The sequence below is a fragment of the Eggerthella timonensis genome (assembly GCF_900184265.1).
In the GTDB taxonomy this organism is placed as follows: Bacteria; Actinomycetota; Coriobacteriia; order Coriobacteriales; family Eggerthellaceae; genus Eggerthella; species Eggerthella timonensis.
The window spans coordinates 3,406,972-3,419,955 of record NZ_FXXA01000002.1 but is presented as its reverse complement, the minus strand read 5'-3'; the positions used below and the strand labels follow the sequence as shown (position 1 = coordinate 3,419,955).

The 12,984-nt window shown below is 66.4% G+C and carries 10 protein-coding genes; all 10 read left to right on the top strand.

The window, feature by feature from the left end; genetic code table 11:
* Nucleotides 1–120: 120 nt before the first annotated feature.
* The 10 genes from C1A15_RS14570 to C1A15_RS14525 all read left to right on the top strand — a co-directional run bounded on the left by C1A15_RS14570 (nt 121) and on the right by C1A15_RS14525 (nt 12,983).
* Entirely contained in the window at nt 121–726 is a 606-nt protein-coding gene (locus C1A15_RS14570) for a HEAT repeat domain-containing protein (protein ID WP_101723234.1), read from the top strand.
* A gap of 98 nt (nt 727–824) precedes the next feature.
* Nucleotides 825–1,922 (top strand): isocitrate/isopropylmalate dehydrogenase family protein, encoded by a 1,098-nt coding sequence (locus tag C1A15_RS14565; RefSeq protein WP_101723233.1) that lies wholly within the window; start codon nt 825–827, stop codon nt 1,920–1,922.
* Nucleotides 1,923–1,931: 9 nt separating this feature from the next.
* Nucleotides 1,932–4,592: an aconitate hydratase AcnA gene (gene acnA / locus C1A15_RS14560; protein WP_101723232.1), complete on the top strand. Its 2,661-nt coding sequence runs from the start codon at nt 1,932–1,934 to the stop codon at nt 4,590–4,592.
* A gap of 96 nt (nt 4,593–4,688) precedes the next feature.
* Nucleotides 4,689–6,611, top strand: coding sequence for a Tat pathway signal sequence (locus C1A15_RS14555; RefSeq protein ID WP_101723231.1), 1,923 nt, complete (start codon nt 4,689–4,691; stop codon nt 6,609–6,611).
* Nucleotides 6,612–6,888: 277 nt separating this feature from the next.
* Nucleotides 6,889–7,410: a 50S ribosomal protein L10 gene (rplJ, locus tag C1A15_RS14550; RefSeq protein WP_101723230.1), complete on the top strand. Its 522-nt coding sequence runs from the start codon at nt 6,889–6,891 to the stop codon at nt 7,408–7,410.
* Nucleotides 7,411–7,500: 90 nt separating this feature from the next.
* Nucleotides 7,501–7,878 carry a 50S ribosomal protein L7/L12 gene (rplL, locus tag C1A15_RS14545; protein ID WP_009305030.1) on the top strand — a complete coding sequence of 126 codons (378 nt, stop codon included), beginning with the start codon at nt 7,501–7,503 and terminating at the stop codon, nt 7,876–7,878.
* 221 nt (nt 7,879–8,099) lie between these two features.
* Nucleotides 8,100–9,020: a DUF4013 domain-containing protein gene (locus C1A15_RS14540; protein WP_101723229.1), complete on the top strand. Its 921-nt coding sequence runs from the start codon at nt 8,100–8,102 to the stop codon at nt 9,018–9,020.
* A 105-nt stretch (nt 9,021–9,125) separates the two neighbouring features.
* Nucleotides 9,126–11,189, top strand: coding sequence for a YgiQ family radical SAM protein (locus tag C1A15_RS14535; RefSeq protein WP_101723228.1), 2,064 nt, complete (start codon nt 9,126–9,128; stop codon nt 11,187–11,189).
* Nucleotides 11,186–12,592 carry a uracil-xanthine permease family protein gene (locus C1A15_RS14530; protein ID WP_101723227.1) on the top strand — a complete coding sequence of 469 codons (1,407 nt, stop codon included), beginning with the start codon at nt 11,186–11,188 and terminating at the stop codon, nt 12,590–12,592. The genes C1A15_RS14535 and C1A15_RS14530 overlap by 4 nt, the downstream gene beginning before the upstream one ends.
* Before the next feature lie 16 nt (nt 12,593–12,608).
* Entirely contained in the window at nt 12,609–12,983 is a 375-nt protein-coding gene (locus tag C1A15_RS14525) for a VOC family protein (RefSeq protein ID WP_101723226.1), read from the top strand.
* Nucleotide 12,984: the final 1 nt, after the last annotated feature.

Below are 12,984 nucleotides of genomic sequence, written 5' to 3'. Positions count from 1 at the left end.
TTCCATGCGCTGTTGCGGTCGTGTTAATTCTGCGCTCGCGATCGGGGGGTTCGGAGGCGAAGGGTATAATGGAAAAGGAGAATAGCATCTGTTTTCCCACATGAGGACGAGGAGCGAGCGGTGAGCGAAAAGACGCAGGGAGCGAGAAACATCGCCGAAGAGGCTTTCGGCAACGAACGCAAGTTCAAGCAGCTGGTGGATGCGCTGTCGGGTCCGTCGCGGCGCGAGCGCCAGAACGCCGCAGCTGCGCTGTCCTTCTTCGCGAAGGACCACCCCGACTTGATGATCCCGTTCGGCACCGCCGTCATCGACGCGCTCAACCGCCCCGAAGCGCAGACGCGCTGGGAGTGCCTCGACATCCTGACCACGATGGTCGACCACGATTCCCGCACGTGCGACAAGGCGGTTCCCGGAGCCGAGACGGCGCTGTTCGACGAGGAGAGCGGTCCGGTGCGCCTGGCGGCCATGCGATTCCTCTGCAAGCTGGGCTCCACGACCGAGAACCGCTCGGAGCGGGTGTGGCCCCTCATCGACGAGGCCATCCAGTGCTACCACGGAGACCTCGAATTCCAGGACATGCTCGTGTCCGTCATCGACTTCTCCGCAGGCAAGCTGGCTCCGTCCGTGAAGGACGAGCTGGGTGCCCGCATGGCGTTCGACGCGTCCAACGGCCGCGGGCCGCTCAAGCGTCGCGCGCAGCAGATCGTCGACAACGTGCAGAAATAGTTCGCGCACGGTTTCCAACGGGCCTGTCGGCCCGTTTTCCGTCGCGCCGGAAAGGCGGGCGCGCGGGTACCGGTTGAACAATTGCAGAAGGAGAGAACATGGCATCGCATACCGTGACCCTCATACCCGGTGACGGCATCGGTCCGGAGACGACGGCCGCCATGCGGCGGGTCGTGGAGGCGAGCGGCGCCGATATCGCGTGGGAGGTCGCCGAGGCGGGCGCGCACCTCATGGAGGAGCACGGCACGCCGCTGCCCTCGTCCACCGTGGACGCGGTCAAGCGGAACAAGGTGGCCATCAAAGGCCCCGTCACCACGCCGGTGGGCACGGGCTTCCGAAGCGTGAACGTGGCGCTGCGCCAGGCGCTCGACCTGTACGTGTGCCTGCGCCCCGTGCTGTCCATCCCGGGGGCGGGCGGCCGCTACGACGACGTCGACCTCGTCATCGTGCGCGAGAACTCCGAGGACCTGTACGCCGGCATCGAGTTCGAGGCAGCCTCCGAGGGCGCGCGCAAGCTCATCGCGCTGTGCGCGGAGGAAGGCGCCGGCACGATCCGTCCCGATTCCGGCATCTCCGTCAAGCCGATATCGGCGGCAGCCTCCGAGCGCATCGTGCGCTACGCGTTCGACTACGCCGAGAAGCACGGGCGCGCCAAGGTGACCGCGGTGCACAAGGCCAACATCATGAAGCACACCGACGGCCTGTTCCTGCGGGCGGCGCGCGACGTGGCGGCCGCGCGCGAGAGCGCGGTGGCGTTCGACGAGCGCATCGTCGACGCGTTCTGCATGAACATGGTGGCGGATCCCGCGCAGTTCGACGTGGTGGTGTTCCCGAACCTGTACGGCGACATCGCCAGCGACCTGGCCGCGGGCCTCGTGGGCGGCCTCGGCATCGCGCCGGGGGCGAACATCGGCGACGAGTACGCCGTGTTCGAGGCGGTGCACGGCTCGGCGCCCGACATCGCGGGGCAGAACAAGGCCAACCCCACGGCGCAGGTGCTGTCGGCGGCCATGATGCTCGACCACCTGGGCGAGCCCGAGGCGGCCGAGCGCATCCGGCGAGCGGTGCGCGCGGTGTACGCCGAGGGCGCGTGCCTGACGGGGGACATTCGCAAGGCAACCGGCTGCGATAGGCCGGCGGCAAGCTGTACGGAATTCACCGATGCCCTGATCGTGGCCATCGGAACGTTGGAGTAAGGAGAACCCATGACGCAAGAGAACAGCCGATTCGCTTCGACGCTCGAGGTTGACGGCGCATCGTACACCTACTATCCGGTTTCCGCCATCGCGGGCTCCGAGGAGCTGCCGTACGCGCTGACGGTGCTCTTGGAGAACGTGCTGCGCAACGCCGAGACCCCGCAGGCGGCCGAGGAGCTGGCCGCGCGCATCGTCGAGGCGGGACGTGCGGGCGCGGTGGGCAGCGAGATCGAGTTCTCGCCGGCGCGCGTGCTGTTCCAGGACTTCACGGGCGTGCCCGTGTTCGTGGACTTCGCCGTCATGCGCGAGGCCTGCGCCCAGCTGGGCGGCGACCCGACGAAGATCAACCCGCAAATCCCGTGCGACCTCGTGATCGACCATTCGGTCATCGCCGACGTGGCCGGCTGCGCGGGCGCGCTCGAGCAGAACATGGAGCTGGAGTTCTCGCGCAACAAGGAGCGCTACGACTTCTTGAAGTGGTCGCAGGAGTCGTTCGAGAACGTGCGCATCGTGCCGCCCGGAGCCGGCATCTGCCACCAGCTGAACATCGAGCAGTTCGCCCACGTGGCCATGACCGCCGCGGGCGCGCCGGGCGAGACCGTGGCCTACTTCGACACGCTCGTGGGCACCGACAGCCACACGCCTACGGCCAACGGCATCGGCGTGCTGGGCTGGGGCGTGGGCGGCATCGAGGCCGAGGCGGCCGCGCTCGGCCAGCCCATCACGACGCTCGTGCCGAAGGTGGTGGGCGTGCGCCTGACCGGCGAGCTGGGCGAGGGCGTCACCGCCATGGACGTGGCCCTGACGTTCGCCCAGATGCTGCGCGCCAAGGGCGTGGTCGGCTGCTTCGTGGAGTGCTTCGGCCCCGGCCTGGCTCACCTGAGTGCCACGCAGCGCACGTGCATATCGAACATGACGCCCGAATACGGCAGCACGTGCACGCTGTTCCCCGTGGACGATCAGACGCTCGCGTACCTGCGCCTCACCGGACGCGCCGACGAGCAGGTGGCGCTCGTGGAGGCCTACGCGAAGGCGCAGGGCTTCTGGAACGACCCGGATGCTCCGGCGCGCACGTACGCCGAAATCGTCGAGTTCGACCTCGGCGCGGTGGAGCGCTCGATCGCCGGGCCTTCGCGCCCGCACGACCGCATCCCGCTGGCCGAGGCCCAGGAGCGCTTCCGCGCCGTGTGCGACGAGCGCGGGCTCGACCTGGGGCGGCATGTGGCGGTCGACCTTGACGGCGCGACCTGCGAGCTGACCCACGGCGCGCTGGCCATCGCGGCGGTGACGAGCTGCACGACGGCGACCGACCCTTCCATGATGCTGGCAGCGGGCCTCGTCGCGAAGAAGGCGGCGGAGGCGGGGCTCAAGCCCCGTCCGTGGGTGAAGTGCGTGCTCGCGCCGGGCAGCAAGGCCACCGAGCTTCTGCTCGAGCGCGCCGGGCTGCTGGACGGCCTGCGGGCGCTCGGCTTCTACACCTGCGGCTTCGGGTGCATGAGCTGCATCGGCAACTCGGGTCCCATCAGGGCCGAGCTGCACGAGGCGGCCGAGGACATCGAGCTGGCCAGCGTGCTGTCGGGCAACCGCAACTTCGAGGGGCGCATCTCGCCCGACGTGTCGCAGAACTACCTGGCAGCCCCGGCCACGGTCATCGCCTACGCGCTGGCGGGCACGATGGACGTCGACCTCGAGCACGACGTGCTGGGCACGCGCCCGGACGGCGCCCCGGTGCGCCTCGCGGACATCTGGCCGACCGACGAGGAGATCGCCGCGCTCGTGGAAAGCCACGTCGACCGCGCGCTGTACGAGGAGGGCACGCAGGGCCTGTACGACGGCGACGCGGCATGGGCTTCGCTGGGAAGCGAGCCGAGCGACACGTTCACCTGGGACGATGCGTCCACCTACGTGCGTCGCGCGCCGTACTTCGACGGCATGGAGCGCGAGCCCTCGGCGCCCGGTCGCATCGAAGGCGCCCGCGCGCTGGCGCTGCTGGGCGACTTCATCACCACCGACCACATCTCGCCCGCAGGCTCCATCGCCCCCGACTCGCCCGCGGCCCGCTACCTGGAGGAGCGCGGCGTGGCGCCGGCCGATTTCAACACCTACGGTGCGCGCCGCGGCAACCACGAGGTGATGATGCGCGGCACCTTCGCCAACGTGAAGCTGCAGAACAAGCTGGCCGACGGCAGGAAGGGCGGCTGGACGCGCGACTTCGCCACGGGCGAGGTGGCGCCGCTGTTCGACGCGGCCATGGGCTACGAGGCCGCCGGCGAGCCGCTCGTGGTGCTGGCCGGCAAGATGTACGGCAGCGGCTCCTCGCGCGACTGGGCGGCGAAGGGCCCGGCGCTGCTCGGCATCCGCGCCGCGTTCGCCGAGAGCTTCGAGCGCATCCATCGGTCGAACCTCATCGGCATGGGCATCCTGCCGCTGCAGTTCCAGGAGGGCGAGAACGCCGAGAGCCTGGGGCTCGACGGCTCGGAGCGCTTCACGGTTGAGCCCGTCGATTTCTCGCAAGGGCTGCCCGAGCCGCGCGTGGTGGACGTGACCGCCGAGCGCGCGGACGGCGAGACGGTGGCGTTCCGGGCCACGGTGCGCGTGGACACGCCCACGGAGGGCCGCTATTACGAACACGGCGGCATCCTGCCGTTCGTGCTGCGCAACCTTTTGTAAAGAAGAGGTAACGTCGGCGCCCGATCGCGATGAGCGATCGGGCGCTTTGTCGTATACTGGATACTTTAACTATTGGTACACTTGGGAAGGGATGCCGTGAAACAGACATCCGGTTTCGATGCGCTGATTGAAGCGCTCAAGCAATCAGGGGTCAACGTGGACGGTCGGTTCGACGCCGACCATGAAGCGCCGTCCGAAGGCGCGGGCCGCTCGGGCAACGGGGGAGGCTCGCAGCCTCCGCACGTGAACGTGGAGATCCCGTTCGCCGACCGCATGGCCTCGTGGGGCAAGCGCGCCCTCATCGTGGCGGCGATCGTCATCGTCCTCGTCGGCCTCGCGGCCTACTGGTGGTTCCATCCGCCCATCAACATCCACTCCACCGACACATGGATGTTCGTGGCCGTGTTCATCCTGCTGCCGCTGTTCTTGCTGTTCTGGAGCAGGTCGCACAGCTACAAGACCGGCACGAGCAAGGTCGAGCCGAACGCGGGCAAGGCCAAGGCGTTCAAGTGGGCGTCGTACCTGCCGGTGCTCGTCGCGGTGATCGGCGTGATCGGCGCCGTGGCGTCGCTGTCGATCTTCCCCGGCAACGCCGCGAAGTACGCCAACGTGCTGCAGACGACCGAGGACAAGTTCTCCGAGGACATCAAGGAAGTCAACTACTCCGAGATCCCGGTCATCGACCGCAGCTCGGCCATCCTGCTGGGCAACCGCGAGATGGGCTCCATCCCCGATTTCGTCAGCCAGTTCGAAATCTCGCCTTTGTACAGCCAGATCAACTACCAGAGCGCTCCGGTGCGCGTGAGCCCGCTGAGCTACGCCGACCTGTTCAAGTGGTTCACGAACCGTGACGGCGGCATCCCGGCGTACGCGCTCGTGAACATGACGACGCAGGACGCCGAGATCGTGCGGCTCGACGACAGCCCTATCTACTACTCGGAGTCCGAGCCGCTCGCACGCAACATCGACCGCCACGTGCAGCTGAGCTACCCGTTCTACATGTTCGACCAGAAGTCGTTCGAGATCGACGACGAAGGCCATCCGTGGTGGATCTGCCCGGTGCAGTCGCGCACCATCGGCCTGTTCGGCGGCACCACCATCAGCCGCGTGGTCATGGTTGACGCCACCACGGGCGAGACGCAGGATTTGGCCATCGAGGACGTGCCGCAGTGGGTCGACCACGCCTATCCCACCGACCTCTTGCTGGAGCAGTACAACTGGTCGGGCAAGTACAAGGACGGCTGGCTGAACTCGGTGCTGGGCCAGCGCAACGTCGTGCAGACCACGCCGGGCACCGACGGCAACCTGGGGTACAACTACATCGCCAAGGACGACGACGTGTGGGTGTACACGGGCGTCACCTCGGCCACTGCGGACAACTCCATCGTGGGCTTCGTGCTGATCAACCAGCGCACGGCCGAGTCGCACTTCTACTCGGTGTCGGGCGCGACCGAGGACTCGGCCATGCAGTCGGCCGAGGGCCAGGTGCAGAACCTGCGCTACCAGGCCACGTTCCCGCTGCTGATCAACGTGTCGGGGCAGCCGACGTACTTCATGGCGCTCAAGGACGACGCGGGCCTCGTGAAGCAGTTCGCCATGCTCGACATCCAGCGCTACCAGAACGTGGCCGTGGGCAACACGGTGGCCGAGTGCCAGAAGGCCTACCAGGCGCTGCTCGCAACGAACGGCGTGCTGTCCGAGGAGGGCGTCGACACCGGATCGCTTGAGATGCAGGGCACCATCAGCCACATCGCGCAGGCGGTGGTTGAGGGCAACTCGCACTTCTACGTGACGCTTGCCGAGGGCGACGGCATCTACGACTTCGCGCTGCCCGGCCTCATCGAGATCGTCGGGTACAAGGAAGGCGACCCCATCGCGTTCAAGTACGTGGAAGCCGAGCCGACGAACCCCGTCGAGGAGATCCTCGATAGCCCGAAGACGGGCACGGGCGAGAAGGCCGCCGAGCAGACCGCGAAGGAGGCCGACGCGACGGCCGATGCCAAGGGAGACGCAGCGTAGGGCGGCACCCGGCGTTAGCGCGGAGCGTGAAAAACGCTTGACATTCGTTTTGGGCAGGGTACAATAAACAAGCTGTTTAGTTTGTTCCGCTGCCCAAGACAGCTGGTACCGTTGAGGTTTAATCGCAGGAATGCGGCCCGCCGAGGTGGTTCTGATAAGTTTCGCGCTTTGACGACCCCTGCTGTCATGAGACGGCGGGGGTCGTTTCTTGTTCTCAAGCGACGATTCCCACCCGCGAGGGGCGGAACCCGAGTTTGAGAAGAAGGAGGTGTACTACATGCCCAACGCAAAGAATCAAGAGACGCTGGTCAAGATCAAGGAAGACCTCGCTGGCGTTTCCGCCGTGTGGGTCGTGGACTACTGCGGCCTGACGGTGAAGGAGATCCAGGCGCTGCGTACGGCAATTCGCGAATCCGGTGCGAGCTTGAAGGTGTACAAGAACACGCTCATGCACATCGCCCTGGAAGAGTCGAGCCTGCCCACGCTCGACGACATGCTTGCGGGTCCGAGCGCGTTCGTGTTCGCCGGCGACGACGTGGCTGCTGCCGCCAAGGCCGTGAAGACGTTCGCCAAGACCAACAAGAACCTGGAGATCAAGGGTGGCTTGATGGAAGGCGAGCAGGTGTCCGCCGCTCAGGTGGAGGCTATCGCATCGCTGCCGTCCCGCGAAGAGCTCCTGGCTCAGATCGCCGGCGCCATCTCCGGTGTCGCCCGCGGCCTCGCTGTTGCCCTCAACGGCGTGCCGAGCGGCCTCGCCCAGGTCACGAAGGCTGTGGCCGACCAGAAAGAAGCTGCTTAACCGCAGCGCCGGCAGCGTGATGAGCGCTGCCTAACCGAAAGTTGAAACGTACCGGTCGGACGAGATCCGACCACTTTGAAAGGAACTGACATGGCTGTTACTCGCGAAGAGATCATTGAGGCCCTCAAGGAGATGTCCCTGCTCGAGGCGTCCGAACTGGTGAAGGACATCGAGGAGACCTTTGGCGTTTCCGCCGCCGCCCCCGTGGCCGTGGCCGCCGCCGCTCCTGCCGAGGGTGGCGCTGCCGCCGAGGAGAAGACCGACTTCGACGTCGTGCTCGAGGGCTTCGGCGACAACAAGATCGCCGTCATCAAGGTCGTCCGTGAGATCACGGGCCTGGGCCTGAAGGAAGCCAAGGAAGCCGTCGAGGGTGCCCCGAAGGCCATCCAGGAGGGCGTGAACAAGGAGAAGGCCGAGGAGATCAAGGCCAAGCTCGAGGAAGCCGGCGCGGCCGTCACCCTCAAGTAACTTCTGTTCCGCTGGTCTCACGACCGCCGAACGTGCTTGAAGAAGAGACCCCCAGAATCTGGGGGTCTCTTACTGTCCGGCAGGGACGCCGTGCTGCGGGCGGCGGGGGAGCGCTGCTCAGGGAAACGGCTTCACCTTACTGACGGAATGGCAACGAAACGGACGCTGGCGAGGGCGCGCGCTTATAGTGAGTGCCAAACGCTATGGAAAAGAAGGTCACTATGCAAACCGGTTACTTCAACGCCGCTTGGCAGGACATCAAGAACTCGCCGGGTTGGTTCGGCAAGCTCGTGCTGCTGTCGCTGCTCAGCCTCATTCCCATCTTCGGCTGGCTCGTCGTGCTGGGATATCTCTACGGGTGGGCGCGCGACATCGCGTGGAACGTGCACGGCCCCCTGCCGCAGCGCATCTTCGGCAACGAGGACGGCAAGCTGTACAGCCGCGGGTTCTTCGCGCTGGTCATCGGCTTCGTGTTCATGCTGGCGCCGTGGGTGCTGGAAATGGTGTGGGGCTTCATCACCGGCATGGGAACGGCCTGGTCGGGGCGCGGACACGGCGGCGTATTCATGTTCGTTGGCTTGTCGACGATGATATTCTCCCTGCTCATCATCGCGGCGTCCTTCTTTGCGACGCTGTTCTCGTGGGTGGGCTCCATGCGCATGAGCGTGTACGGTCGTTTGGGTGCCGGCTTCCAGTTCGGCAAGATCTGGGCGATGGTCCGCCACGATTTCGGCGGCCTGCTGCGTATTCTCGGCATGGCCATCGTGCTGGCGATCGTCATCGGCATCGTCGTGTCCATCCTCGTCTTCGTGCTCGTGCTCATCGGATTGTTCATCGGCTTCGCGATGACGGGCGGCAACCTGAACATCCAGTCTTCGCATCCCGGCGCCGCCGTCTGGGCCATCGTGTTCGCCACGGGCGGCGTCATCCTCGTGTTCGCGCTGCTGTGCGGCATCCTGAGCACGGGCATGTACGTGTTCGTCGAGATGATGATCGTGCGCGCGCTGGGCTACTGGACGCGTCAGTTCGACGTGCCCGCGTGGCGCGGCCAGGACGATCCCATGCCCTTCGAGCTCGCCGGCGCTGCGGGGTACCCGCCCGCGCAGCAGCCGCCCACCGGGCAGCCGCCGATGCAGGGCTAACCTCCCGCTGTTTGTGCGATTTTGGGCCGCCGAGGCGTTGTGCTTCGGCGGCCCTTTGCGTTTGCGGTAGACTCGATGCGTACGCAAGACGGGAAGGTTGGTGCCATGGAAGCGGCGTTTCTGCCGGTAACGCGCGAGGAGATGCTCGAACGCGGCTGGGATCAGGTGGATTTCGTGTACGTGTCGGGAGACGCGTACGTCGACCATCCTTCGTTCGGCATGGCCATCATCACCCGCTTGCTGGAGGCGAACGGCTACCGCGTGGGCGTCATCGCCCAACCCGACTGGAACGACCCGCAGAGCATCGCCGAGTTCGGCGCGCCGCGGCTGGCATTCCTCGTGTCGGGCGGCAACATGGACTCGATGGTGAACCACTACACGGTGGCGAAGAAGCGCCGCCGCAGCGACGCGTACTCCCCGGGCGGCGAAGCGGGCAAGCGCCCGAACCATGCGGCCGTGGTGTACGGCAACCTGATCAGGCGCACCTACAAGACGGCTCCCATCGTCCTCGGCGGCATCGAGGCCAGTTTGCGCAGGCTCGCGCACTACGACTACTGGTCGGACAAGCTTAAGCGCTCCATCCTGCTGGATTCCGGCGCCGACCTCGTGTCGTACGGCATGGGCGAGCATTCCATCATCGAGATCGCCGACGCCCTGAACGCCGGGCTTTCCATCGAGGACCTCACGTTCATCGACGGCACGGTGTTCCGAGCCTCCTCGCTCGAGCATGTCTACGACTACGAGACGCTTCCGTCGTTTGCGGACATGCAGGCCGACAAGCTGCACTATGCGCGCAGCTTCGCGGTGCAGTACGCGAACAGCGATCCGTTCGCCGGCAAACGCCTCGTGGAACCGTATTCCGATCATGAGTTCGTCGTGCAGAACCCGCCGGCCGCGCCCCTTTCGGAAAGCGAGATGGACGCCGTGTACCGGTTGCCGTACGCGCGCACGTACCACCCGATGTACGAGGCTGCGGGAGGGGTGCCCGCCATCAGCGAGGTGAAGTTCAGCTTGACCAGCAACCGCGGGTGCTTCGGCGAATGCTCGTTCTGCGCGCTCACGTTCCATCAGGGGCGCATCGTGCAGGCGCGCAGCCACGACTCGCTCGTGGAGGAGGCCCGTGCCATCATCGAGGAACCCGACTTCAAGGGCTACATCCACGACGTGGGCGGCCCGACCGCGAACTTCCGCGGCCCCGCGTGCGCCAAGCAGCTCAAGGCGGGCGCCTGCCCGCACAAGCGATGCCTGTACCCGGAGCCCTGCAAGCAGCTGAACGCCGACCACGGCGACTACCTGCGCCTGCTGCGCCGGCTGCGCAAGCTGCCGGGCGTGAAGAAGGTGTTCGTGCGCTCGGGCATCCGGTTCGACTTCGCGCTGGCGGACAAGGAGCACGGCGACGAGTTCCTGCGCGAGCTGTGCGCCCATCACGTGAGCGGCCAGCTGCGGGTGGCGCCCGAGCACGTGTCGGATGCGGTGCTGTCGGTGATGGGCAAGCCGCGCAACCTCGTGTATCGGCGCTTCTCCGAGCGCTTCACGCGCGTCAACGAACAGCTGGACAAGAAGCAGTACCTCGTGCCGTACCTCATGTCGTCGCATCCCGGCTCCACGCTCGACGAGGCCGTCGAGCTGGCGGAGTACTGCCGCGATCTCGGCTACATGCCCGAACAGGTGCAGGACTTCTATCCCACGCCGTCGACGATGTCCACGGCCATGTACTTCACCGGCGTGGATCCGCGCACCATGCAGCCGGTGTACGTGCCGAAGAGCCCCCACGAGAAGGCGCTGCAGCGCGCGCTCATCCAGTACCGCGACCCGAAGAACCGCGAGCTCGTGCTGGAGGCGCTGCGCCGTGCCGGGCGCATGGACTTGGTGGGGTTCGGGCCCACGTGCCTGCTGCACCCAAAACCGGCGCGAAGCCGAAATCCGGCTCGAAGCCCCAAGCTGCCGCGAAGCCCAAAGCCGGCGCGAAGCCCCAGTCCCCGACAAAGCTCCAAGGCGGGCGCTCGGGCGCTGGCGCTTCCGACGGCCGTCGAGGGAAAAGTAAGGCGCCCCGTCGGCATTGATGCCGCACGACGCCCCATGTTGTGGCAAAATACTACTGGTCAGCTCGGGTCTCCTGGGTCGGGCGGCCGGAAGGCGAAGGCTCGACAGACAAGGGGTACCACGTGAGCGAGGGCAAAGCGACGCCGACGATGGGGGCTCAAGACAGCCCCGAGGCAATCTACGATGCACGGAAGCTCGGCAAGCCGAAGATGGCGGTGTTCGGGCTGCAGCACATGTTCGCCATGTTCGGCGCCACCATCCTGGTGCCGACGCTGACCGGCCTGTCCGTTTCCGCGACGCTGCTGTTCGCGGGCTTGGGCACGCTGCTGTTCCATTTCATCTCGAAGGGCAAGGTGCCCGCGTTCCTCGGCTCGTCGTTCGCGTTCATCGCGGGCTATGCGGCCATCGCGCCGAACGGCGAGGCCGACCTGCTGCCGTACGCCTGCTTGGGCGTGGCGTGCGCAGGCCTTTTGTACCTCGTGTTGTCGGCGCTGTTCAAGGTGTTCGGGCCCACGCGGGTCATGCGCTTCTTCCCGCCCGTGGTCACCGGCCCTATCGTGATCTCCATCGGGCTCATCCTGGCCAGCTCCGCCATCGGCAACGCGTCGACGAACTGGCCGATCGCGCTCGTGGCCATCGCCATCATCGTCATCGCGAACATCTGGGGCAAGGGCATGATCAAGATCATCCCCATCCTGCTGGGCGTGGTGGGATCCTATATCGTGGCGTCCGCCGCGGGCGTCGTCGACTTCACGGGCGTCGCGGAGGCGGCATGGATCGGCTTGCCGTTCACCTGGAACGATACGGTGTTCTCCATCTTCGGTGCGAACTTCGACGCGGGCCTGGCCATCACGGCCATCATCACCATCATGCCGCTCGCGTTCGCCACGATGATCGAGCACATCGGCGACGTGTCGGCCATCAGCTCCACCTGCAACCGCAACTACATCGCCGAGCCCGGCCTGCATCGCACGCTCTTGGGCGACGGCCTTGCCACCATCCTCGCGTCGCTGTTCGGCGCGCCGGCGAACACGACGTACGGCGAGAACACGGGCGTGCTGGCGCTGACGAAGGTGTTCGATCCGCGCGTCATCCGCATCGCGGCGCTGTTCGCCATCGCGTTCTCGTTCTGCCCGAAGTTCGCGGCCGTCATCGCGGCCATGCCGGCCTGCGTCATCGGCGGCGTGTCGCTCGTGCTGTACGGCATGATCTCGGCGGTGGGCATCCGCAACCTCGTGGAGAACCACGTCGACTTCATGAAGAGCCGCAACGTGCTGATCACGGCGCTCATCCTCGTGCTGTCGCTGGGCATCGCCTACAGCACGGCCGGCGCGATCGTGGTGCCGCTCGGCGGAATCACCATCTCGCTGTCCGGGTTGGCCGTGGGGTCGATCGTGGGCATCGTGCTGAACATGATCCTGCCCGGGCACGAGGACGCGGCCGGCGCGAGCGCTGCGGAAGACGAGGAGATGGACGGCCCGCTGCCGTTGGAAGGCAATCTCGAAGAGTTGAGCACGCAGAACGGCTAGAGATAAGGAGCACGCTATGATCGACCATGTGAGCATCAAGGTGAAGGATGTCGAGCAAGCCAAGGCGTTCTACGAGGCCGCGCTTGCCCCGCTGGGGTACGTGAAGGGCATCGAGTATCCCGGCGGCATGCAGCTGCTGGTGGAGGGCGAGCCCGGCGACGTGTGGGTGGCCCCGTTGCCCGAAGGGGCCGAGGCGGTTCCGACCCATCTCGCGCTGCACGCATCCGATGCCGCTGCCGTGGCCGCGTTCTACGAGGCGGCGCTGGCCGCTGGCGGCACGGACAACGGCGCGCCCGGCCCGCGCGACTACCATCCGGGTTACTACGCCGCGTTCGTGTACGATCCGGAAGGCAACAACATCGAGGCCGTCATCCACGACTGGGCCGAGTAGG